The sequence below is a fragment of the Streptomyces sp. NPDC048436 genome (assembly GCF_043200355.1).
In the GTDB taxonomy this organism is placed as follows: domain Bacteria; phylum Actinomycetota; class Actinomycetes; order Streptomycetales; family Streptomycetaceae; genus Streptomyces.
In genome coordinates this window covers 1-23,310 of sequence record NZ_JBICXP010000011.1, presented here as the reverse complement: position 1 = coordinate 23,310, position 23,310 = coordinate 1, and the positions used below count along the sequence as shown (strand labels likewise).

Annotated in this window: 22 protein-coding genes; 14 read left to right on the top strand and 8 right to left on the bottom strand. The window is 68.2% G+C overall.

All coding sequences use genetic code 11. The annotated features are described in order from the left end of the window. The 4 genes from ACGFX9_RS30500 to ACGFX9_RS30485 are packed head-to-tail and all read left to right on the top strand — an operon-like array spanning nucleotide 1 to nucleotide 2,957. On the top strand, nucleotides 1–471 hold the full coding sequence (locus ACGFX9_RS30500) for a hypothetical protein (RefSeq protein ID WP_393479725.1): 471 nt from the start codon (nucleotides 1–3) through the stop codon (nucleotides 469–471). Beyond that, nucleotides 468–1,649: a glycosyltransferase family 4 protein gene (locus ACGFX9_RS30495; protein WP_393479722.1), complete on the top strand. Its 1,182-nt coding sequence runs from the start codon at nucleotides 468–470 to the stop codon at nucleotides 1,647–1,649. The genes ACGFX9_RS30500 and ACGFX9_RS30495 overlap by 4 nt, the downstream gene beginning before the upstream one ends. Nucleotides 1,650–1,680: 31 nt before the next feature. Then, a complete protein-coding gene (locus ACGFX9_RS30490; RefSeq protein ID WP_393479720.1) occupies nucleotides 1,681–2,064 on the top strand; it encodes a BlaI/MecI/CopY family transcriptional regulator in 384 nt (127 codons plus the stop codon). Continuing rightward, nucleotides 2,061–2,957 (top strand): M48 family metalloprotease, encoded by an 897-nt coding sequence (locus ACGFX9_RS30485; RefSeq protein ID WP_393479717.1) that lies wholly within the window; start codon nucleotides 2,061–2,063, stop codon nucleotides 2,955–2,957. The genes ACGFX9_RS30490 and ACGFX9_RS30485 overlap by 4 nt, the downstream gene beginning before the upstream one ends. Nucleotides 2,958–3,025: 68 nt before the next feature. Here the strand turns inward: ACGFX9_RS30485 and ACGFX9_RS30480 are convergent, their stop codons facing one another. After that, on the bottom strand, nucleotides 3,026–3,616 hold the full coding sequence (locus tag ACGFX9_RS30480) for a TetR/AcrR family transcriptional regulator (protein WP_393479713.1): 591 nt from the start codon (nucleotides 3,614–3,616) through the stop codon (nucleotides 3,026–3,028). 316 nt (nucleotides 3,617–3,932) lie between these two features. Between ACGFX9_RS30480 and ACGFX9_RS30475 the strand changes: the two genes are divergently transcribed. Beyond that, on the top strand, nucleotides 3,933–4,859 hold the full coding sequence (locus ACGFX9_RS30475) for an alpha/beta fold hydrolase (RefSeq protein ID WP_393479709.1): 927 nt from the start codon (nucleotides 3,933–3,935) through the stop codon (nucleotides 4,857–4,859). Nucleotides 4,860–4,933: 74 nt separating this feature from the next. Here ACGFX9_RS30475 and ACGFX9_RS30470 read toward each other — a convergent pair whose 3' ends face one another. The 5 genes from ACGFX9_RS30470 to ACGFX9_RS30450 form a co-directional block, all read right to left on the bottom strand. Next, nucleotides 4,934–5,620, bottom strand: coding sequence for a polysaccharide deacetylase family protein (locus ACGFX9_RS30470; protein WP_393480410.1), 687 nt, complete (start codon nucleotides 5,618–5,620; stop codon nucleotides 4,934–4,936). Nucleotides 5,621–5,845: 225 nt separating this feature from the next. Then, nucleotides 5,846–6,529 (bottom strand): glycoside hydrolase family 11 protein, encoded by a 684-nt coding sequence (locus tag ACGFX9_RS30465; protein WP_393479706.1) that lies wholly within the window; start codon nucleotides 6,527–6,529, stop codon nucleotides 5,846–5,848. A gap of 661 nt (nucleotides 6,530–7,190) precedes the next feature. Further along, nucleotides 7,191–7,841 carry a DUF6226 family protein gene (locus tag ACGFX9_RS30460; protein ID WP_393479701.1) on the bottom strand — a complete coding sequence of 217 codons (651 nt, stop codon included), beginning with the start codon at nucleotides 7,839–7,841 and terminating at the stop codon, nucleotides 7,191–7,193. A gap of 242 nt (nucleotides 7,842–8,083) precedes the next feature. Next, a complete protein-coding gene (locus ACGFX9_RS30455) occupies nucleotides 8,084–9,274 on the bottom strand; it encodes a cytochrome P450 (protein WP_393479697.1) in 1,191 nt (396 codons plus the stop codon). Continuing rightward, entirely contained in the window at nucleotides 9,271–9,981 is a 711-nt protein-coding gene (locus tag ACGFX9_RS30450; protein ID WP_393479694.1) for a tRNA-dependent cyclodipeptide synthase, read from the bottom strand. The genes ACGFX9_RS30455 and ACGFX9_RS30450 overlap by 4 nt, the downstream gene beginning before the upstream one ends. Nucleotides 9,982–10,783: 802 nt before the next feature. Between ACGFX9_RS30450 and ACGFX9_RS30445 the strand changes: the two genes are divergently transcribed. The 9 genes from ACGFX9_RS30445 to ACGFX9_RS30405 are packed head-to-tail and all read left to right on the top strand — an operon-like array spanning nucleotide 10,784 to nucleotide 21,745. Continuing rightward, nucleotides 10,784–12,208 carry a glycoside hydrolase family 15 protein gene (locus ACGFX9_RS30445; RefSeq protein WP_393479692.1) on the top strand — a complete coding sequence of 475 codons (1,425 nt, stop codon included), beginning with the start codon at nucleotides 10,784–10,786 and terminating at the stop codon, nucleotides 12,206–12,208. A gap of 7 nt (nucleotides 12,209–12,215) precedes the next feature. Beyond that, nucleotides 12,216–14,132, top strand: a complete 1,917-nt coding sequence (locus ACGFX9_RS30440) for a GMC family oxidoreductase (RefSeq protein WP_393479688.1) — start codon at nucleotides 12,216–12,218, stop codon at nucleotides 14,130–14,132. Beyond that, entirely contained in the window at nucleotides 14,129–15,187 is a 1,059-nt protein-coding gene (locus ACGFX9_RS30435) for a ferritin-like protein (protein WP_393479685.1), read from the top strand. The genes ACGFX9_RS30440 and ACGFX9_RS30435 overlap by 4 nt, the downstream gene beginning before the upstream one ends. Then, nucleotides 15,184–15,696, top strand: a complete 513-nt coding sequence (locus ACGFX9_RS30430; RefSeq protein WP_393479683.1) for a hypothetical protein — start codon at nucleotides 15,184–15,186, stop codon at nucleotides 15,694–15,696. Before ACGFX9_RS30435 ends, ACGFX9_RS30430 begins: the two co-directional genes overlap by 4 nt. Then, complete coding sequence (gene iolE / locus ACGFX9_RS30425; protein WP_393479679.1) at nucleotides 15,693–16,607, top strand: myo-inosose-2 dehydratase; 915 nt, start codon at nucleotides 15,693–15,695, stop codon at nucleotides 16,605–16,607. Before ACGFX9_RS30430 ends, iolE begins: the two co-directional genes overlap by 4 nt. A 6-nt stretch (nucleotides 16,608–16,613) precedes the next feature. Next, nucleotides 16,614–17,645: a sugar phosphate isomerase/epimerase family protein gene (locus tag ACGFX9_RS30420; RefSeq protein ID WP_393479674.1), complete on the top strand. Its 1,032-nt coding sequence runs from the start codon at nucleotides 16,614–16,616 to the stop codon at nucleotides 17,643–17,645. Nucleotides 17,646–17,696: 51 nt separating this feature from the next. Continuing rightward, complete coding sequence (locus tag ACGFX9_RS30415; RefSeq protein WP_393479670.1) at nucleotides 17,697–18,524, top strand: MBL fold metallo-hydrolase; 828 nt, start codon at nucleotides 17,697–17,699, stop codon at nucleotides 18,522–18,524. Nucleotides 18,525–18,564: 40 nt separating this feature from the next. Continuing rightward, nucleotides 18,565–20,220, top strand: a complete 1,656-nt coding sequence (locus tag ACGFX9_RS30410) for an alpha-keto acid decarboxylase family protein (protein WP_393479667.1) — start codon at nucleotides 18,565–18,567, stop codon at nucleotides 20,218–20,220. A gap of 49 nt (nucleotides 20,221–20,269) precedes the next feature. Further along, nucleotides 20,270–21,745, top strand: a complete 1,476-nt coding sequence (locus ACGFX9_RS30405; protein ID WP_393479664.1) for an alpha-amylase family glycosyl hydrolase — start codon at nucleotides 20,270–20,272, stop codon at nucleotides 21,743–21,745. Here ACGFX9_RS30405 and ACGFX9_RS30400 read toward each other — a convergent pair. Beyond that, the gene (locus ACGFX9_RS30400; protein ID WP_393480405.1) at nucleotides 21,718–22,911 is read right to left on the bottom strand and encodes a class I SAM-dependent methyltransferase; all 1,194 of its coding nucleotides are present in this window, start codon (nucleotides 22,909–22,911) and stop codon (nucleotides 21,718–21,720) included. The two genes, ACGFX9_RS30405 and ACGFX9_RS30400, sit on opposite strands and share 28 nt — an antisense overlap. A 22-nt stretch (nucleotides 22,912–22,933) precedes the next feature. Then, nucleotides 22,934–23,140 (bottom strand): hypothetical protein, encoded by a 207-nt coding sequence (locus ACGFX9_RS30395; RefSeq protein ID WP_393479661.1) that lies wholly within the window; start codon nucleotides 23,138–23,140, stop codon nucleotides 22,934–22,936. Nucleotides 23,141–23,310 lie beyond the last annotated feature (170 nt).

Below are 23,310 nucleotides of genomic sequence, written 5' to 3'. Positions count from 1 at the left end.
ATGCGTGAAGCACCCCTGCGTGCGGTGCCCTACACGTCCGGCCCTCATCGCGCGGAGGTCGCGGAGGTCTGGCCGCGCGACGGGCAGATCCTGCTGCGGCTGACGCTCGCGGGCGCCGAGGCCGAGCAGGCCGACCTGGTGCTCGAAGCCCGGGGCGGCGAGACCGAACTCCGCCTGCCCACCGAGGGGTTCGGCAGCCGTTTCGAGGCGCACATCCCCCTGCGTTCCCTGGCCGCCCCCGGCATGCCCCGCGAGGACACGCCGGGCGGCGACCGCGAGTGGGTCTGGGATCTCCATCTCGCCCCCGACGGCGGCGGCGACCGGCTGCGCCTGGGCAAACACCTCGACGACGTCCGAGGCAAGAAGGGAATCTTCGTCTATCCGGCACAGCACGCCGAAGGCATCTGGATGGAGCCGTACTTCACGGTCAAGGACAACCTCTCGATCCGCTGCTACCGGGAGACCAAGTGAAGATCCGCTTCCTGCTGCTCAACGCCTACGCGGTCGGCGGCACCGTACGCACCGTCGTCAACCAGGCGAACGCGCTCGCCGAGGCCGGACATGACGTGGAGATCACCAGCGTCCACCGGCACCGCGCGGCCCCCGTCCTCGCCCTGCACGGGAAGGTACGGCTGCGGGCCCTCGTGGATGACACGACCGCCAACGCGTCATGGCCGCTCCACCGCATCCAGGCGTGGATGGCCGCCCGCCCCAGCGAACTGGTGCCCGCCGCCGAGGTGAAGTACAACTGCTTCAGCCGGCTCACGGACCGGCGTCTCGTCCGCTATCTGCGCTCCCTGGACGGCGGCGTCCTCATCACCACCCGCCCCGCACTCAATCTGCTCTCGGCCCGCTTCACGCCGGCGTCCGTCATCCGCATCGGTCAGGAACACCTGCACTACGACCACCACAAGCGGACCCTGGCCGAGCAGATCGGGCTCTGGTATCCGCGGCTCGACGCGCTGACCGTCCTGACGGAGGCGGACCGGCGCGCCTACACCGCCCGCCTGGGCGGCGACAGCCCCCGCATCGCCCGCATCCCCAACCCGCTCCAGGACGGCTCTCCCGCGCGCTCCGCCCTCGACCGGCCTCTCGTCCTCGGCGCCGGACGCCTCGTGAAGGCCAAGGGCTTCGACACCCTCATCGAAGCCTTCACACCCATCGCCGAGGCGCATCCCGACTGGCAGTTGAGGATCTACGGCTCCGGCCCCGAACGCGACCGCCTGCGCGTTCTCATCCACGAGCGGCACCTCTACAACCATGTCTATCTCATGGGCAGTACACCGCACCTGGAGGCCGAACTCGCCAAAGCCTCCGTCTTCGCCCTGGCATCCCGGCACGAGGGCTTCGGCATGGTGCTGGCCGAGGCCATGAGCCATGGCGTCCCGCCGGTCAGCTTCGACTGCCCGCACGGGCCCCGCGAAATCATCATGGACGGTGACGGACTGCTCATCAGCCCCGGTGACACAGCGGCCCTCACCAAGGCCATCACCCTCCTGATCGAACACCCCACGACGCGGGCGAAGCTGGGCGAGCAGGCAGCCACCTCCGCCCTGCGCTACCGGCCGGACCATATCCGCGCCCAGTGGGAATCACTCATCGCCGAGCTGGCAGCGCAGCCGGGCCGCACACATGCCCGCCGTCGCTGACAGCGGACCCTACGCGCCGTAAGGTGAAGCCATGGCAGGCACGGTCCCCCGCGACAGACCCGAACGGCGCAGCCCCGGCGAGCTGGAGAGCGAGGTCCTGGCCACCCTGTGGGCCACGGAGGAAGCCCTGACTCCCGGCGAGGTCCAGACCGAACTCAGCGGTGGCCTCGCCTACAACACGGTGCACACCATTCTCCGGCGCCTGTACGACAAGGGCCTGGTCATCCGCGATGCCCATGGCCGCCGAGGTGCCTACCGCCCGGCGAAGAACGCCGCCGAGAGCACGGCCGAGGCCATGCACCAGGCCCTGTACCGCGGCCCGGACCCCATCGCCGCGCTCCAGCAGTTCGTCACCGGACTCAGCCCGGACGAGGAGCGCGCACTGCGCGACTTCCTCGGCGGGAGCCGCCCATGAGAGTCGATGTGTACGTTCCCCTCGTCCTGTCCGCGCTGCTCGCCGCGGTCAGCCCGGCCATCGGCAGGCGCCTGGCACCCGCCCCCGCCACACGCGCGCTCACCCTCGCCGCCGTCCTCTCCGCGGCCGCCACCACCTGGGCACTGCTCCTGCTGTCGGCAACCCTCATCACCGAGACCCCGCCGGTGGAGGCACAGGCCCGCGAAGGTGGACGGCACATCGCCGAGCCGGTCCCCGAGGCCGTGGCCTACGCCGCGGTCCTGGCCCTTGCCCTCATCGCCTACCGCCTCTACCGGGTCCTGCGCGCCCAGCACACCCTGCGACGCGCTCTGCGCCGACTGCGCGAAGACCACCCGTCCAGCACCGAACTCATCGTCATAAACTCGCCCGTCGCCGAAGCCTTCGCCATCCCCGGCACCCCAGGCCGCATCCTCGCCAGCTCCGCCATGCTCAGCGCCCTTGATCCCGCCGAGCGCCGCGTCCTGCTGGCCCACGAGCGCGCCCACCTCACCCACCACCACGCGCTCCTGTCGGCGGGCGCCGCCCTCGCCGCCGCGGCCAACCCCCTGCTGAGGCCGCTGCATACGACGGTCACCTTCCTCATAGAACGCTGGGCGGACGAACACGCCGCACACACCGTCGGCGACCGGAACACCACGGCCCGCGCCCTCGCCCGGGCAGCCCTTACGGCCCACAGCACCCGCCCCGCCGACCGCTTGGCCTTCACCGACCACACCGTGACACGGCGCATCACCGCCCTGCGGACAACACCACCGCCGAATCTCCGCACCATCGCCGCAGCAGTGCTCGCTCTCGGCGCGTTCGCCACCCTCGGCGCCGCCGACGCCACCAGCGACCTCGTACAACTCCTGGCCGGCGCCCTGCCCTGGTGAATCTCCGACGGCCAACGTGCCGTGCCCTGGCCTGCGATGGTCATGCCGTCCGGCCGCGCAAAAGCGGCCTAGTTGCGCGCTCGCAACGCCTGCGAGAGCGCGCCAACGGTCACGTCCACTACGGCCAGGAGCTGCGCCGGGCTCGCCCCGGCTCTGCTCATGATGGCGAGAGACTGGTTCACGGCCGCCACGTGTACAGCGAAGGCCTCGGCGTCCTGGTCGGTCATTCGGCCGGCCTTCAGCGCGGCGCGCAGGCGCAGGCGCTGGAAGCCGAGCGCCTGCCTGGCGTACGCCGCGACGGCCGGGCTCAGCACCGGAATCACCATGGCCGACTGGGCAATCAGGCATCCATCGGGCAGTTCGGGATCGGCGATGCGCTCCAGGGTGACGTCGAAGAACGCGCGGACCGCTGCAAGGGGCTCGGAGGGTGCGCACGACAGGGCGGTGTCGTACTTGTCCCCGTAGCGCGCGGCGTAGCGATCCAGGCAGCGCAGGAACAGCGTGTCCTTGTCACCGAGCGAGGAGTAGATCGAGCTGCGGTTCAGGCCGGTTGCCCGGGACAAGTCGTCGACTGAGGTGTCGGCGTAGCCGGCGCGCCAGAACTGGATCATCGCGGCGTCGAGTGCCGTGTCCATGTCGAACTGCTTCTTGCCTGCCACGTGGTACTTCCTTGCTGGTGTGTCGGTGCGTCGGTGCGTCGGTGTTCAGGATGCAGCCCGTCATTCTATCTTGAACTGGCCAGTTCAAGACGTGCTAGCCTTCGAACATGATCATGGCCAGGCTTCCCCCGCCCAGTGACACAGCGCGGCGAGCACACCGGCGGGCACCTGAGGAACAGCTTCTTCTCGTCTCTGACCCGTTCATCAGCGCACTGCCGGCTCAGGTCATCGCACCGCCGGCCGCCCTCGTCATCTGCATGGCCCCCGCGGGCGTGGCCCTCGGGCGAACCCGCCGGACCAGGACACCCCAACACCGATGGAGGACCCCATGACCGTCTCCGAAAATAACCCCGTCCGCGACCTGCCCCTGCACGACCTGGCCGGATTCACCCACCGCTGGGTCGATGCAGACGGCATCCGCCTTCATGCCGTCGAAGGCGGCCAGCCGGCCGGCCCGGCTGTCGTCCTGCTCGCCGGGTTCCCGCAAACCTGGCGGGCCTGGCGCAAGGTCATGCCCAGCCTCGCCGACCGGTTCCGCGTCATCGCGATCGACCTGCCGGGCCAGGGCCACTCCGAGCGCCCGGAGCTCAGCTACGACACCCACACGGTCGCCGCCCACGTCCACGCCGCCGTCAACGCTCTCGGAGTGCCGGCCTACTGGCTGGCCGCCCACGACATCGGCGCCTGGGTCGCCTTCTCCCTCGCCCTCAACTACGAAAGCCAACTGCGCGGGGTCGCCCTGCTCGACGCCGGAATCCCCGGCATCACCCTCCCGGAAACGATTCCCACCGACCCGGCCCGGGCGTGGAAGACCTGGCATTTCGCGTTCCACCTCGTGCCCGACCTGCCCGAGACCCTGCTCGCCGGCCGCGAACGGGAGTACGTCGGCTGGTTCCTGAAGGTGAAGGCCCTCGCTCCCGGCACATTCGACGACGCCGACCTCGACCACTACGCAGCGGCCCTCGCCGCAGACGGCGGCCTCCGAGCCTCCCTCGCCTACTACCGAGACGCCGCCGAGTCGGCGCACAAGAACCACGAAGCGCTCAACCGGCGGCACCTGACCGTGCCCATCCTCGGAATGTCCAGCAGCCACGGCTCCATCCCGGACATGGCGGCCTCCATCAGTCCATGGGCCGACAACACCACCGGAGTCATCGTGCCCGGCGCCGGGCACTTCATCCCCGATGAGCAGCCCGAAGCCGTCGCTGCCGCGATAGCCGACTTCATCGCCGACTGCGACTGACGCCGCTCAGACCTGCCCGGGTCCAAGGCGGGTGTGACCACGGGAGGGAACTGCTTCGGTCAGAGCGGGAACGTTCAGGCCGGAGCCACTGCGCGGCCGGTCTGCGGGGAGATCATGCCGGCACACAGGCCACGAGCCGCAAGCCCCTGCGCGATGCGCGGAATCGCGGCGCGTGTGTTGGCGGGCCAGTCGTGCATGAGGATGACCTGGCCATTGGTGAGGCGTGTGGCGGCCTGCACGATCGCATCGGCACTGGCGCCGTTCCAGTCCTGCGAGTCGACGTCCCAGATAACCTGGGTCAGGCCGTACTTGGCCGCGATGGATTTCACCGTCGCGTTGGTCTCACCGTACGGCGGACGGAACAGCCGGGGTACGCCCCCTCCGCCATTGGCAATGGCCTGCTGGGTGCGGGAGATCTCCAAGTCGATCTGTGACTGGCTGAGCTGGGTCAGGTGAGGGTGGGTGTAACTGTGGTTGCCGACCCACATACCGGCGGCGACCTGCGCGCGGACCTGGGACGGCTGGCCGGCGGCGTACTGCCCCTGGTTGAACATCGTGGCCCGCAACCCGTTCCGCTTGAGCACGTCGAGCAGGGCCGATGTGCCGCTGGACGGGCCGTCGTCGAAGGTGAGCCCGACGTAACCGGTGCAGGCAGCAGCCTGCACCGAGGCAGCGGTATTGACGGTGAGGGTGCACGCGCCGGCCGTCATGACGACGGCCAGCCCGGCTATCAGGGAACGCGACGAGCGATGTGGGCGCATTCTCATGCGGGGGTCCTCCAGCCTGGGCGGGCGAGACAGTCAACTGACGGCGCAGTGACCATGGGTCGGGTCCTGTTGCTGTTGCTCTTGCGCTGGATGGTGACGCCGACGCGGGTGGGCCTGTTGCGGCATCTGGAGATTGCGGCGGTCACGCGCTGCCGGGCCAAGGGGCAGGCTCGCGGTGCAACCGCCGCAACCATCACCAAGAGCAGCTGCCCAACTCGCTCAGTACACCGTGATGTTGGAGCTACCGCTGCTCTGATAGCCCTCGGTCGCCATGATCATGTAGTACTTGAAGCTGCCCATGGGCATCCCGGCTCGACTCCAGGCGTCGAAGTGATTCCCGGTGGTGACGCTTCCGCCCGTGCGCTTCGACTGCCGAACGCTCCAGTACTGGTCGAAGGTGCGCGTGCCCTCGACGGAAGGGGCGTTGTACCGCGTCGTCTTGTAGATGTCATAGGTGCCGCCGTCACTGGTGACGGATCCCTTGTACGTGCCGGTGGGCCGGTAGGTGCCCCAGTTGTCGACGATGTAGTACTCGACGAGAGGGTTCGACGTCCAACCGTAGAGCGCCAGATAGGCGTTGCCGGACGGGGTGAAGGTGCCCGCGTAGTTCACGGTCCTCCGGGAGCCGTTGGCCCAGCCCTTGCCGGCCACGAAGTTACCGGTGTTGCGCCATGAGGTCCTGTAGCTGCCACCGGAGGCCAGAGTCATGGACACCGTACCGGGGGCGTCGGTCCAAAACGAGTAGTAGTAACCGTTGTTGGTGCCGGTCTGGTTGGTCGTGATGGTCGTGTCCGCGTACGCGGTACCCGGCAGTGTCAGAGCAGAGGCGCCGAGCGCCAGGGCACCGGCTGTGCCGATGAAGGTGCGGCGGCTCATGGGGGGTGCGGGGGGCCGGTCGCTCATGTTCATGCTTCCTCCTGGTGGGGCCTGCGAGAGGCTGCGCAGCCATTGAGGTGCGTGTCGACGTCGATAGATTGATGGCGGGCCTGAGCACTGTCAACTGTTTCGGCATAGAGAGCGAAACTTTAGACTCACGACGACCTTCTGATGCACGCTATCGAACCTGATCACAGGCTCAACCCGACTGCACGAAGGACGATTTGACGATGAGGGGAGAGATTCAGCCAGCATGACGGAGTATCAACTCAATGAGCTTTTCGAAAGTTTTTCGGAACGTCACTGGACTCGGCCGTGCGGGCCCATCAGCGGTTCACCGGCCAGGCGCGGTTGAGCTCATGGGCGCCTTCCCAGGTCCCCCCTCGCCGCTCAAGCAACAGGCTTGCGATGGCGCCAAGTTGGACGGCTGTCGCCTCCGACACCGACAGCCCAGCGGAGCATCAACTAGGCGGCCCGATCGCTTTCGGCGCTGGGCTGATCGCCCCTGCTGTGCATGACGCCTACCTGCGGAATCAGGAGCGCAACGCGGGCCAATAAGCGCGCCTGAGTTCGCCGAGAGGAAGCACGAACACCTCCTCTGCCGCCCCTCCATGAGGCCCCGCCCGCCCTCCTCAACCCACACGCGCCGTACCCGTGCTGATCCCCTGCCCTGTCCGTGCACGAGCTGTTACCGCCAGGCCGACCCGCGCACGACGCGGTACGGAGAGCGCCCGGCCCGCGCCGTGGCGAGCACCTCCTCGACCGGTGGCAGCGCGGTACCCCAGTTGCTCGCCGACCAGCTGTCCCCCGTGTCGACGATCTCCCGGCCCTGCCCGGCATCGACGTACACGAACGTGCCCGTGACCACGGCGACAATGACGTCGTCGACCACCTCGAGCAGATGCGCGGAGCCGTCGTCACAGGCATCGCAGCCACAGTCCGGAATTCTCTCCAGTTCCACAGCAGGCTCACCCGCCCCCAGCACAAGGACTGTCCTGGGGACCTCGTCGATGGCAGAGAACCCGAAGACGAGAGGGACGGCGCCAGTGCGCACCGGGCGCAGCCAGACGGCGCCGCTCAGTGTCACGCCGGGTTCCCGCAGCCAGATCGCCGCCGGATCGGCAACCGTCTCCGCCTCGGCCAGCCCGAGCCGGGTCAGCACCCGCGCCCAGGCGTCCGCGCGAGCAGCGAGGATTCGGTACTTCCCGGGGTCGAGGCACCGCGAGTACTCCTCGTCCCGCACAAGGCCATCGGGATGCGGATCGACCCAGGACGGGGAGTCCGCGCTGGTGACGGTGAACTCCTCGTCGACAGCCCGGCTAAGCACAACTCGATCCATACCAGCACCCTACGGCGCAGGGGCGGGGGCGCCGGGCAGGCCGCGCGGCGTGCTTCGCAGGCTGCGGTGGCGTCGGTGAGGCACAGGACTTGATGCGGGTCACCCTCTTGCCGCCCTCCGGGGAGGGGAGGACATCAAGGCCAGGTGTACCCGGTCGGGCGACGACGACGATCGGTAGCGGGCCGGAGAGTTGAAACGGCCGCTCCCCTGCGTGAGCGGAGGAGCGGCCGTTGTTCGTGCTCCTACCAGGCGACCGGCAGGCGTTCGGGCAGACGCTTCATGTAGCCCGTGCGCCACACCAGTTGGTCTACCGGCACCGCCAGACGCAGGCCGGGCATGCGGGCAGCCAAGGCATCCAGGGCGACCGCGATGAACTCCTTGCCCAGCGGTACCGCCGGGCAGTAGTGGCCTCCCCTTCCGAACGACAGGTGCGCGGACGCGTTCGGGCGGCCCAAGTCGATGGTGTGCGGGTCGGGGAACATGGCCGGGTCACTGTTCGCCGCTTCCACCAGGACAAGCACCAACTCGCCTTCCTTGATGTCCACACCGCCCAAGCGCATATCCGCGGTCGCAAGACGAGGAAGGCCATCCGCGATACTCAGATTCACACGGAGCAGCTCGTCCACGGCGGCGGGAATCTTCTCCGGCCGCCGGCACAGCTCTTGCCACAGCTCCGGGTTCTGAAGGAGCGTCACAATAACCATGGACAACGCCCCCATGGTCGAGACGACACCGGCCCCCAGCAGCGTCACACCGACCGTGGCAAGCATCTCGTCCGTGAGATGACTGTAGGCGGGATCGCCGCGCAACTCGGCGAGTGCGCCCAGGAGTCCGGTCGTCTCCGGATCATCCAGCAGGCCCGTCACATACGCGATGTCACGTTCCCAGTTGAGCCGTGCACCGATAGGGCACGTCGCGGAGTTCATGAACGCGATGTCGAGAGACGAGCTGAGCATCGCGGCGTCGGCTTGCGATATTCCCAGGATCCGGGCATGCAGGTTCTCCGCGTACAGGCGGGCGAACCGGTCCCGCAGATCTACGGGTGGCCCGTAGTCCAGGAGATCGTCGACGAGGACCGCAGCGTGTTCGCGCATCCAAGTCCGCAGGTGCGGAGACTTGGGGTTGATCGCTTTCATGACGGCTTTGCGCAGGCCCGCGCCGGTCATGTTGCTCATGTTGTTCACGACGTGCGGGGGAATCGTCAGGGCGTACTGACGGGGCACACCCGGTGCGGAGGTCGCGGCGAGGCTATAGCGCTCGTCCTCCAGGACTTCCTTGCACAGGGCGTAGGAGGACACGAGCCACGCTTCGTCTCCTGCGATCGTACGGACCTTGCAGACCGGCGTGGAGCGCAAGAGGGCGATCTGTTCGGGCAGATGAAGGCCGTTCGCGGAGAACGGGAAATCGATCATGTCGGGCGGGGCAGTAGTCACGCGGCCGGTCCTTCGATGGTGTCGATGGCCCGCACGATTGCGTGACCCTGATTGCGGGATGCCCGCAGGCCGCAGCCGCGGGAGTACAGCAGGTCGGCCAACGGCAAGGCCTGGTGGTAGACGTTCAGGCTCGAGGGAACCCGCATGATCGCGGGCGTGTCGAGGAACAGGGGAATCTCTGCGCACACGTAGTCGAGGCACGCTTTGCGCTGCTCCGGGGTCGGCTCGGCCCCGTTGAGGACTTTCGACGTCAGGAACGTGCCGATCAGCGCATCGCACGCTTCGCGGAACTCCGCATCGATCGTCAGCAAATCGTCGAGGTTCCGGCGGATCCGCCGATAGTCGTCACTGGGCAGGAGAGCCGACATAGGACGGCCACGCAGGCGGTCGCCGGCGTCGAGCGTCTCGACGGCCGCATTGACCTTGGCGCGGACACCGCGAAGATTCTTGATCATCTTTCGTTGCGCGGAGTCCGGGGAGTATCCCTGGGCGAGGTAGGTGTCGACTACGTGCAGGTCGGTATAGATCAGATCAACCTGATCGAAGTGCGTGAGACCCCACTCGGCGAGATCGATCACCCGCTGGTGGGTGAAGTACGAGTTGCCCGGCGAGATGCCGATCACCGCGTGGTCTCCGGCATCGTGAATGACCTTGCAGTTCGGCGAGTAGGGGCGGACCGTGAAGGTCTCTGTCTGTGTCGTCGTCAAGACGGCGGCATCCTTCAGACGCGGCGCTAGTCCCGACCGCACAGTGTGTGCGGGGTGTGGCGGCGCGTGATCAGAAACTAGCCGGTGCGGGCGCACGGAGACACGCTGACTGGGAAGTAACTCACAACGTGGACACGGCAGTTGAAACCAGGACGACTCCAATCCCTACGGTTCAGGAGCGGGAGGCGGCGTGTTCAGCGGACGTTCGCCGGATGTTCAGGTGGCCGTGGTCGTGCGGTGGTCAGTCGAGCCCCGAAGCGCTTCATCCGCCGTGATCTATTCGGTGGAGTGATCCACGAATACACGCAGGTCGCATAGAGCGGCCGATTATCGGGCACCCACAGGGAATTGTTGGGCAATGCCGAGTCACATTCGGTAACCCCAACCCCGTACACAACATACAGATTCTCTATTGCGACACCTTCCCGCTGGCTGTAGCTTGCGTTAAGAAAGGCGGGGGGCGCCATCAGCGAAGTACCGCGAAGCGGAATGACCATCTCACGCTCAGCCCATTTCGAGCCGTCCGAAATCAGCTCTGAGCTGCCCATGGGGATGGAGAGTATTTATGCCGCACGCTTTCCGGATGCGCGGAGGAAGGGGGCAGAGTCGCGCATTCCTCGTTAATGCGGATGCGAATGTGGGTTCGACTGGCCTGCCACCGACCCGCACCCTTCACCGAAACAGTGCACGGACACGCCCTGTTCCAAGAATTCCACTCCGCCTGACCGGCGCGCGCCGACCGCTGCCCGGATCCGCTCAAAAGGCAACGGAAAGAAAACGGAAAGACAACAGGAGTTGAGTCATGTCCGAATCCGCCGTCACGCCCGACATGCGATCCCGTACGAACCGGCCGGCCGAAGCTGTACAGCCGCGGGAGAGCGTCCAGACTTCTCTCGCGCCGGGAGCGGTCGACCCGCAGACGCTCGTGCCGATCATGCTGACCTTCATGCTCCGGAACATCGCGAGTAACGGCTTCACCTTCCGCGATCCGACCGCTCCGGGCGACTTCTCCCGCGACTCGAAGCCGGGCTGTGTCATCGCCGCACCGTCGTTCCCGCACCAGACCCCCGGCATCGACCAGGACTACGTCTTCAACTGGGTGCGCGACGGGGCCCTCACGGCCATGGAGGTGGCCAGGGCCGGCATGCCCGTCGGCCCGGACGGGACGGTGGACACGCTCAACGACTACGTGCAGTTCGCCGACCTGTGCCACACCAACGCCCGGCCGACCAAGGGCCACGCCTGCTTCCGCCTCGACGGCGAATCGCGCCCGTGGACCGAGCAGAACGACGGCCCCGCCCTGCAGTCCATCACCATCCTGGCCGCCTACGACCAGCTCGACATCGGCACCCAGAAGCGGGCGGTCGACCTGGTGAACTCAAACACGGCCTTCCTCCTCGACGTGTACAAGCAGGTCACCACCAACCTGTGGGAGGAGCACGAGGGGTTCACCTTCTTCGCCCGCGCCGCCCAGCTTCGCTGCTTCGAGGAGATCCAGGCCACGAAGATCGTCGGCATCAACAAGCCGACGGGGCTGAAGCCCGCCATGAAGTGGCTGCGCGAGGCCCTCGCGGGCCACTGGGACGGCGCCAAGTACGTGAGCATGATGGCCGACCCCGGCGGCGGGGCCCAGCCGTCGCCGCAACACCCGATCGGCAACGGTTACGACCCGAACATCGACATCGTCCAGGCGGCCCTCTACGGCGCGGTGTCGTTCACCGACACCAAGCTCCTCGCCACGGCGGCCCAGCTGCGCGCGCAGTGGGAGGAGGGCGGCGCCGCCTTCTACCCGGTCAACCGGACGGACCGCGAACAGCACGGTATCGGGCCGCTGTTCGGCCGCTATCCGGGCGACACCTACGACGGTGACACCTCGGACGCCAACTTCGTCGGCCACCCCTGGGCCCTGTCCACGTGCAACGTCGCCGAACTGCACTACAAGCTGGCCGCGGAGATCAAGTCGGCCGGGACGATCCCGCTGGACGAGCTGTCCGCGCCCTTCTTCGCCCAGTCGCACATCGACGCGTCGACGACTCCGCAGGCAGCCGCCGAGTCCCTGGTGTCCACCGGTGACGACATGGTGCAGGCCGTCATCTACCACAGCGACCACCTGGAGCTCTCCGAGCAGTTCGACAGCGCCACCGGCTACGAGCGCAGCGTGCGCAACCTGACGTGGAGCTATGCCGCGTACCTGTCCGCCATGCGCGCTCGCGCCGAGGCGGTGTGACAGCCCCATGTACGAGAAATTCCCCATCGGGGCGACGCACAGCACCGACCCCGCGGCGACGGCCGAGGTCCTCTACGACGCCGTCGTCGTGGGCGGCGGGATCTCCGGCGTCCTCATCGCCTCCCGCCTGAGCGAAGCCGGCAAGAGGGTGCTGCTGCTCGAAGCGGGCCCGGCCGAGGACCTCACCCTGCGGTCGTACGAGAAGTACCTCGACCGCTTCTACTCGACCACGAACAAGGACAACCAGTCCCCCTACCCGGCCGTCGCCAACGCCCCGATGCCGCGCGGCACCGACGCGCGCCGCATCGTCCCCGGCACGCCCGACGCCTCCTCGTACATCGTGCAGAGCGGACCCTTCGCCACCGACACCACGTACACGAGGGTCCTCGGCGGCACCACCATGCACTGGGAGGGCAAGACGCTGCGGATGCTCCCGGAGGACTTTCGGATGCACACGCTGCACGGCGAGGGGAGGGACTGGCCGCTCGGATACGACGACCTCGCCCCGTACTACAACGAGGCGGAACGCGAGATCGGCGTCTCCGCCGACGTGGCGGACCAGGCGTACCTCGGGATGACCTTCGACAAGGACTACGTGTTCCCCATGAAGGGACTGCCGCTGTCGTACCTGGACGAGGCGGTCGCCAAGGACGTCGACGGAATGCCGGTCGAACTCGACGGGGAGCAGCGGGAGTTGCGTGTCCGGCCGTTCCCCCAGGGACGTAACGGGATACCCAACCCGGACTACGACGGCGGGAAGGGCTACGTACCGCAGGGGGCGGTCAGCACCTACCAGGTCGAGGTCGGGGAGCGCTGCCAGGGCAACAACAACTGCGTGCCCATCTGCCCGGTGCAGGCCAAGTACAACGCAGGCAAGACCCTCGCCATCGCTCTGCGGACCGGCCGGGTCGACCTGGTCGCCCAGGCCGTGGCCCACAAGGTGCACATCGACGAGCGGACCGGCCGGGTCACCGAGATCGAATACCGCCGCTACGACTCCCTCGACCGCCCCGGTTTCACCACCCTGAAGGCGCGCGGACGGCTGTTCGTCCTGGCCGCCAACGCGGTGGAGAACCCCCGGCTGATGCTGGCCTCCGGGCTGCGCGGTTCCAGCGGCCTGATGGGGCGCAACTTCATGGACCACGCCTACCTGCTCGCGTGGGCCCTGTTGCCCGAGGTGGCCGGCACCTTCCGCGGCACCGTCTGCACCGGTGGCATCACCGATCTGCGCGGCGGCCGGTTCCGCCGCCGCCAGGCCGCGTTCAGCGTCGACATCCACAACGACGGCTGGGGCTGGGCCCGCGGCGCGCCGATGAGTGACCTGGTCGACCTGGTGGACTCCGGCGGCCGCTACGGCGAGTCGCTGCGCCAGGGCCTGGTGGACCGGGTCTCGCGTCAACTGCAGCTGGCGTTCATGGTCGAGGTCCCGGCGAATCCCAGCAACCGCATCACCGTGGACCCCGCCTACACCGACCAGTTGGGCAACATGCGGCCGATCCTCACCTACGACATCCCCGAGTACACGATGCGCGGAGTGGCGTACGCCCGGCAGCTGTCGAAGCGGATCTTCGCCCGGCTCGGCGCCGAGGACCACACCGCCTACGACCCCGCCTTCTGGGGCTACGCCGTCCACGACGGTGAGGGTTACGAGATCCGAGGCGGAAACCACCTGGCGGGCACCCATGTGATGGGCTCCGACCCGGCGGCATCGGTGGTCGACGCGGACCAGCGGTCCTGGGACCACAAGAACCTGTACCTGGTCGGCGGGGGCAGCATGCCCACCGTGGGCACGTCCAACGTGACGCTCACCGTCGCCGCCCTGTGCCTGCGCAGCGCCCGCGCCATGCTGACGCAGCTCGACTCCGAAAACGGTGCGATCAACGTCGCCGCCCCACGCCGATCCCAGGAGGAGGTGGCCCGGTGACCGCGTCGACCATTGACAACCGTGACGAGCTGATCGCGTATCTGCACGCGGCGATGGCGCTGGAGCACGCGACGATCCCGCCGTACCTGACCGCGTACTACTCCATCAAGTCCACCACCAACTCGGACGCCGCCCACATCATCCGCGTGGTCGCGGTGGAGGAGATGCTGCACCTGACGCTGGTCGCCAACGTCCTGAACGCCGTCGGCGGGCAGCCCGATCTGACCCGCCCCGGCTTCGTACCGTCCTATCCGGCCTATCTCCCGGACGGGGAGGAGGACTTCACCGTCGACCTGCGGCCGCTGTCGCCGGAGGCGGTGGAGACGTTCTGCATGATCGAGCGGCCGCGCCGGGCGCCCGACGCCGATCGGCTGCTCGCGCTGCCCGACAGCGGGGGGCCTCAGCTCGTCTCCAGCCCGACCGCCGAGAAGATGCGCTTCTACAGCATCGGCGAGTTCTACGCGGAGATCATCGAAGGGCTCGAGAAGGTGGCGGCCGCCGAGCCGGGGAAGCTCTTCTGCGGAGACCCGGCACGCCAGGTGAACTCCGAGCACTTCTACTCCGGCGGCGGGGACGTCGTCGTCGTGACCGACCTGGAGTCGGCCTGCCGGGCACTGAACTTCATCGCTGACCAGGGCGAAGGCCTCGACACCGGCATCTATGACGCGGCCGGGGAGCTGGCCCACTACTACCGGTTCCGGCAGCTGCAGCTGGGCCGTTACTACGAGGTGGGCGACAGGCCCGACGCGCCGTCGGGGGCACCGCTGAGCGTGGACTGGGACGAAGTGTTCCCGGTGAAGGTGAGCGCCCGGCTCAGCGACTACCCGCGGGGCTCTGAACTCGCCGCCGCGGCACAGGAGTTCAACGCCGATTACGGCGGCTTCCTCGCCCTGCTCACCCAGGCGTTCAACGGGAAGCCCAAGCAGTTGGAGGAGGCCGTCCGTGCCATGTTCCGCCTCCGCGACGGCTTCAACCGGCTGATCTGCAACCCGCTGCCGGGCAGCGGCGGCAGGCACGCGGGACCCACCTTCGAGATCCCGGCGGTGACGCCATGACCGGCCCGTCGCTCGAAGACTTCCTCTCCCTGTCGGTCGACCTCACCGCCTTCGATGAGACCGCGCTGCTCGGCACCGGCATGGCCGACCTATACCTGGCGAAGGTGCGGGCCGCCTGCGGTGACGAGGCCGTCGCCGCTCTCCTGGACGCGCACCGATCCGCCCGGAGCGACGCCGGAGGACAGCAGGGCACCGCTCTCGACCGTGACATGTTCGACCGGGCCCTGCGCCACCGGATCTTCAGCGACGACCGGCTCGGCCCGGTCGCCCGCAATGTGATCAAACTCTGGTTCGCCGGGACGTGGTACGCGCTGCCGCCCGAGTGGACCGACCGCTACGGGGCCCGTGCGGCGGGCGAGACCTCCACGGTCACCGCCGCCTCCTACCAGGAGGGACTCCTCTGGCGGGCCATCGGCGCCAACCCGCCCGGCGCCAAGGCACCCGGCTACGGCTCCTGGGCCCAGCCACCCCGCATCGAGGACCGCTATCTGAAGGGGGCCACGAAATGACGGATCTCACCGATCGCCTCGGTCCGGACAAAGTGAAGCTCGGCGTCTGCTGCACCCTGTGGTGGAACGACGACTTCCCGACCATCGACGCAGGCATCCCCTTCGGACAGGCGGTGAGCGAGATGGCGCTCGCCGGCTTCCAGGGCTGCAGCATCGGCCACAAGTACCCATCGGACGCCGCCGAGTTGAAGGCCGCCCTCGACCTGCGCGGCCTGGAGATCTCCGAGCCGTGGACGAGTACGTACTTCACGATCTCCAAGATGCGGCACAGGACGATCGCCGCCTTCGAGGAGACGCTGGAGCATTTGAAAGCCCTGGGCGGGTCCGAGCTGGTCGTGGCCGAGTTCGGCGCCTCGTCGCATCTGCTGCCGGTCGACGTGTTCGCCAACCGTCCGCAGTTCACCAACGCCCAGTGGGACGCCCTGACATCGGGCCTTGACGAGCTCGGCAAGATCGCGACCTCGGCCGGGATGCGGCTCAGCTACCACCACCACATGGGCACCGGCGTCCAGACCCGTGCCGACATCGACCGGCTCCTGGCCGCCACGGACCCCGCCCTGGTCCACCTCCTCCTGGACACCGCCCACCTCGCCTTCGCAGGCGACGACCCTCTCGACCTGGCCAGGGCGCACGCCGACCGCATCGGCCACGTCCACATGAAGGACATCAGGACCGAGGTCGTCAGCCGGGTGCGCGAGGAAGGACTGTCCTTCCAGGAGGCCGTCGAGCTCGGCGTCTTCACCGTGCCCGGCGACGGCTCGATCGACTTCCGGCCCATCCTCGGCGTACTGGCCGACGCCGGGTACGAGGGCTGGCTGGTGGTGGAGGCCGAGCAGGACCCCAACAAGGCGAACCCGCTCGAGTACGCCAAGAAGGCCCGCTCCTACCTCGCCGACGTACTGGGCTGGTGACGAACGATGAACGACGTGACCCTGGCGCGGGGACTCACACCGCGCCTCGACCGTGACGTGTACTTCAGCTTCTTCATGTTCACGGCCGATCTGCGCCCGCAGGACGCCCGCTACACCCAGACCCTGATCGACCATCTGAAGGCCCTGACCGAGATGGGCTACGCCGGCTTCGACGTACACATCGCCGCCCGGCCCGAGACCGTCGACCACAAGCTCGAACTCGACAGCTACATCGGCCTGCGCAAGGCCTTCGACCAGGCGGGCCTGCGGGAGGCCAGGTTCACCACCAACGTCGGAACCACACGGACCTTCGACCCGACCTCGCCCTACGCGGAACAACGCGCACAGGCCCTCTCGTATCTGAAATCGCGCGTCGACATCACCCGTGCCCTGAGCGGCGGCGGCGACACGATCATGTCGGGCCCGTTCCTCTACCCCTACGGCGTCTTCCCGCTCACGGACGACGGCGAGCCACTGTGGAGCGACGCCCTCCAGGAGTGGATCAAGCCGCGCTTCCAGGCGGCCCGCGGAGTCTTCGAGGAGCTGTCCGAGTACGCCGCGGCCCGCGAGGTGAAGCTCGCCGTCGAGCCCGTGAAGAGCTGGGAGACTCCCCCGCCCAACATGGTCTCGGAGGTCCTCGACTTCCTCGAGAAGCTCGACCACCGGCAGGGCGGCGTGACGGTCGACACCGCGCAGGTCCTGATGGAGAGCCAGGGCCCCTCGGTCTTCCGGAACAACATCGCGCGCGCCGTGCGGCAGAACCGGCTGCACTACGTCCATATCTCGGCGCCGGACCGGGGCGCGGTGAAAGACAGCTGGATCCCGTGGGACGTCGTACGCAGCCAGATCGAGCCGGTGTACCACGGGCCGTATCTGATCGAGGTGTTCAACGCGATCCCGCCGTTCGTCAGCTCCATGCGGATGGCCCGCAGGCGCTTCTGGCGGCCCGGCGAGGACGACCCGGTGCGGGGCGCGGACAGCGCGTACGACGTCGCGAGGGCGGCGCTCGAGGAAGTGCACACGCGGATCGCCGCGTAACCCCGTCTCTGTCTTCTGCCCCGCCCCGTATCCGTATCAGGGAGGTCCTGGATGCCGGCTCAGCTGTCGGACCCCATCGTCATGGTCGTGAAGCAGGCGGGCGACGTCCGCGTGCACACCTTCGTCTCCTCGTTCGGCGACGGCAACATCGCGAACGCGACGCACATCATCGAGTCCAGGAACTCCCTCGTACTCATCGACGGACAGTTCCTCGCCCCGTACGCACGGCAGTTCCGGGCGTACGCGGACAGCCTGCGCAAACCGATCGACCGGCTCTACCTCTCCCACCGGCACCCCGACCACTGGCTCGGCCTCGGCGCCGCGTTCCGTGACGTCACCGTCTATGCCCTCTCCGAGACCATGACCTTCATCCATGAACACGGGGAGGACTCCCTTGCCGACCACTGGAAGCTCGGCGGCCTCCTCCCGGAGCACGTAGTCGTCCCCAAGCAGGTCGCCAGTCCGGGAGAGGAGACGATCGACGGGGTGGCTTACGTCCTGGACCGGGTGACGGACACCGAGACCGACTTCCACCTCACCCTCGGACTTCCGGAGCTGGGCGTGTACTTCGCCCAGGACCTCCTCTACAGCGGCACCCATCTGTATCTGACCTCGCAGCTCGGCCGCTGGATCCGGGTGCTTCAGGGCCTCCTTGTCTCGGAGTACGAGCTCTTCCTGCCGGGCCACGGCCTGCCCGCCGACAAGAACGAGGTCGCCCGCAACGTCGAGTACCTGGAGGCCGCCCGGCAGGCCGCCGGCGACGGCCTCACCGGCACCGCCTTCAAGGACTTCATGCTGCAGCGGTATCCGGAGCGCAAGTGCCCGGCCATCTTCGACATCTACCTGCCCCGGCTGTTCGGCGGTGCACGCGAGTACTGAGCACGCGAGTACTGGCCACTGATCACAGAGGAGTTACGCCATGCCAGAGCGCTCCACCGTCGGGCAGTACCTGATAGACCGGCTCCACCAGCTGGGTCTTGACCACCTGTTCGCCATCGCGGGCGACTACTCCATCGAATGGCTCAACAGGTACGTCGCGCCGAGCGGCGTCGAGCTGATCGAGGAGGTCAACGAGGTCAACGCCGGCTATGCGGCGGACGGTTACGCACGGCTCAAGGGCATCGGCGCCCTGTGCGTCACCTACTCCGCCGGCGCGCTGTGCGCCGTCAATGCCGTCGCAGGCGCCTATGTCGAGAGGGTGCCGCTGGTACTCATCAACGGCACGCCGAGTGTCAAGAAGACCATCGTCTTCGAGCAGACCGGCTTCAGCGCACACCACTTCATCTCCGGCCGCGCAACGGACATGCAGTGCTTTGAACACATCACGGCCGTGTGCATCCGCATCGACAGCCCGGACCTCGCACCGGGCCTGATCGACCACGCCCTGACCACCTGCATCAGCGAACGCCGACCGGTCTACATCGAGCTGCTCCAGGACATGATCGACCTCGAGTGCGAGCCCCCCAGGGGCACACTCAAACCGGCCAGGCCCCTGTCGGACCGGGACAGCCTGAAGCAGTCGGTCGACCGGATCCGCGCCCGGCTCGAAGCCGCCGAGAACCCGATCGTCTGGGTGGGTCCCGAGGTCGACCGGTTCGGGCTGCAGGACAAGACATCGCGCCTCATACAGCAGCTGAACATCCCCTTCGTCACGGAACTCCTCAGCAAGGCCGTCCTGTCCGAGGACGATCTGCTGTTCGCCGGAGTGCTCGACGGCCAGGCCTCGTCCGAGACCGTCCTGGAGCTCGCCGCCACCTCGGACTTCGTCCTCGCCCTCGGCGTGTGGCTGACGGACATCAACTCCCTCGGCTGGGAACCGGATTACGACAGGACCGCCTTCGCCTCGTTCGACGCGGTCAAGCTCGGCACCTTCTTCGGCGGCCACGTCGCCCTCGAACACCTGCTTGACGGCATCCTCGCGGAGAAGATCACTCCCAAGACCCGGAAACTCCCGGAGCGCCCCGCCCGCAGCGCGCCCGCCGTGAGCGACTCCGAGATCATCACGTACCAGGGGTTCTACGAGTACGTCCAGCGGTACATCGACCGGAACACCGTGATCACTGCCGACGCGAGCATGAACTACTTCGGGAGCCTGCTGCTCGACGTGCCCGCCGCGGGAAGCTTCATCGTCCAGTCGTCGTACTCCTCGATCGGCTACAGCGCACCGGCCGCGACGGGAATCTGCCTGGCGAAGAAGCCGAACCAGAGGGTGATGGTGTTCCAGGGCGACGGCGGCTTCCAGATGACCGCCCAATGCCTCTCGACACAGACCAGGTTCAACCTCGATCCCATCATCTTCGTCATCGACAACGGCGTGTACGCCGTGGAGCAGTGGCTCGCCGATGCGGGGGTCTTCCACTCCGACGCCGCCTTCTACAAGCCGTGCGTCCTGCACCGGTGGAACTACAGCCGGCTGTCCGAGGTGTTCGGCTGCAAGGGGTGGGAGGTCGGCACGTACAGGGAGCTGAAGGAAGCGGTGGCGGGCGCTCTGAAGAATGCGGGCAGCCCGTCCATCATCCAGGTCCGGGTGCCCGACAAGACCATTCCGGACAACGCATTGTGGAAGACCGAGTAGCAGGGGGGCCGGGCGGCTTCCGCCCCGGCCCCGGAGAGAGGAACCGGCGATGACCGGACGACCCGAACTGCCCGCGCAACCCGTTGTGTACGAGGTCAACACCCGTGTATGGCTGCGCGAATCCGTGAAGACGGCGACCCTCGCCGACGTCCCCGCCGACCTGTGGGACGAGATCACCCCGCCCGGCACGGACGCCGTCTGGCTGATGGGTGTGTGGGAGCGCAGCCCGGCGGGGCGCGCCATCGCCCTGGCCGACCCGTCCCTGCGCACCGCCTTCGAGAGCGCGCTGCCGGGCGTCAGTGAGCAGGACATCGCCGGCTCCGCGTACTGCATCCGGAACTACACCGTCGACGAGGCACTGGGCGGTCCTGAGGGCCTTGCCGTGGCCCGGAGCGAACTGGCCGCGCGAGGGGTGGGGCTGCTCCTCGACTACGTGCCCAACCACGTCGCCCCGGACAGCCCCTGGGCGACCGAGCACCCCGAGTACTTCGTACAAGGCGACGCCGAGGATGCGCGCCGCGACCCGGCCGGCTTCCTGGACACCGGGAAGGCCGTCCTGGCCCGCGGCCGCGACCCGTACTTCGCGCCCTGGCCCGACGTCGTCCAGCTCAACGCCTTCGCTCCCGAGCTGCGCCGCGCCACCATCGACACCCTCACCGAGATCGGCCGGCAGTGCGACGGCGTCCGCTGCGACATGGCGATGCTGCTGATGAACGACGTCTTCACCCGCACCTGGGGCAGCCGCGCGGGACCGGTCCCCGACACCGACTTCTGGCCCGAGGTCATCGAGGCGGTGCACCGCACCCACCCGCGCATGGTCTTCGCGGCCGAGGCGTACTGGGACCTCGAATCGGCCCTCCAGCGGCAGGGGTTCGACTTCTGCTACGACAAGCGCCTCTACGACCGGATCCTGCACGAGAGCGCCGCCTCGGTCCGCGCCCATCTGGGGGCCGACGAGGACTACCAGCGCCGCCTCGTCCGCTTCCTGGAGAACCACGACGAACCGCGTGCCGCCCTCACCCTCGCACCCGACAAGGAACGTGCCGCCGCCGTACTGGTCGCCACCCTGCCCGGCGCGACCCTGTGGCACGAGGGCCAGTTCACCGGGCGCCGGGTGCATCTGCCGGTCTTCCTCGACCGGCGTCCCGACGAGGCCCCGGACCTGGCGCTCCGCACCTTCCACGAGCGGCTCCTCGCCGCCGTCCACGGCAGCGGCATGCGGTCCGGCAGCTGGCAGTTGCTTGCGGCGCACGGCTGGAGCGACAACGACAGCGCCGACGGACTCATCGCCTCCTGCTCGACGGGCCCGGCCGGCCGCTTCCTGACCGTGGTCAACCTCTCCGGCCGCCAGGCACAGGCCCGCATACCGCTGAACTGGCCCGAACTCGGCACGGGTTCATGGGAGTTGACCGGCTTGATCGACGACATCCGCTACGAGCGCTCGGGCGCCGACCTGCTGGGGAGCGGCCTGTACGTGGACCTGCCGCCATGGGGGAATCACCTGCTCTCCGTCGCGGCGGGGTGATCCGCGTGGGGCCGGGGGCGGCGGGGGCGGCGGGATTTTCGCGCGAAGCTCCGAAGAGGCCCGGTGCGTGCGCTCTCCGACTCCGGCGCAATGGCTATGACGACCGATTCATCCGGCAGCGGCGCCGCCGACCTACCTGCACAGCTCGCGTACGGCGCACTCTTGGGGCTCTCTGCCGACGGCACCCACCGAGTAGGAAGGGCAACTGGTCCAGTGCAGGCATGAGAGCCGCTCCATCTCGGGCGCCGATGAACGCGACGCCCTGTTACGCGGTACCCGTGTTCGGCCAGGATCCGTAGCCAGCCCTGGATCGAGTACATCCATCGCACAACGGGGACGCGGCCGGTGGCCGGGGTGTAGACGATCATCTGGCGGCGGCCTTCGGGGGTGCCGGGGGCTCGGGTCATGCAGGAGAAGACGAGCCGCCCGCTGGGCTTGAGGCGTTGGCGGAGGGCGGGCAGGAGTTGGTGGGGGTCGGCGAACCAGAGTCCACCGAACACGGAGAACGCGGCATCCAACCGCGGTAGGTGGGGAGTGATGCGGATGGCGTCCCCGAGCCACCACTCCAGCCGTTCGTGCGTGGCGTACTGAGTGACGGCCTGGTGGAGGCGCACGGGCGAGACGTCGTTACCGATCCCGCGAGCAACCCCGTGCCGGGCGATGTGGGCGAGGTGGCTGCCGCTGCCGCACCCCAGTTCCGCGACGGTCGCGCCCGCCAGGGGTCCTAGGAGTTCGACGCCGGGCCCGGGGGCGTCGCGAAAGTGCCAGTACAGGACTGGTTCTTGACCGGTGCGGGTGGTGGCGAGAGTGTCCCAGGCTTTGCGGTTGAACGCGGCGTCATGCTCGGTGACGGTGCTGGGCATGCGTGCGGCTCCCGGGGAGTCAGGTGAAGGTGCCGGCGGGGTCGGTGATGACGGGCAGGTGGTTGAGCTCCTCGGCTCGGCGGTCTGGTCGTAGAGGCTGGTGCAACCGATGAGGTCTGCCTCGGGAGAGAGCAAAGCCCAGACAGAGGTATGGCCGTTCCCGGCCTGCGCGGCGATCTGTGCGGCCCGATCCTCTTCGAGGAGGTCCGCACCTCCGGCCTTGCCCGTGCGCACCATCCAGGCGGCGCGGGCGCGGATCAGCTCGGCGTAGGCGGCGCGGTCGTGGGCGGTGGCGGGGCGCATCACGTACACGTCGTTGAGGCTCTCAGTTGTGGGCGGCGCGGTGGGCGAGGTCAGCGGCGACGACGTCGGCGAGGCGGTCGTCTGTGGTGCGGATGTCGCCTGCTTCGATGCGCGTCAGGGCTTGGGTGAGGGCGTCGGCGTCTACGAGCTTGGCGTCGATGAGGGGAGATCCCTGGTCGAGTAGGCGTCGCACCTGTGCGGGCAGGGTGGCCAGGAGCGGGGCGGCCACTCGCCGAAGCGGATCATGTCCGGATCGGCGAAGGGGTGCAGGGGCCAGATCCCGGCCTCAAGCAGCAGCGGCGCGGCCGATGCCATCGCGAGCAGGGTCATTTCGTTGACGACGGCGGGAGGACAGGTGCCCCCATCCACGTCCATGAGAGCCTCGCGGGCGACAGGGCC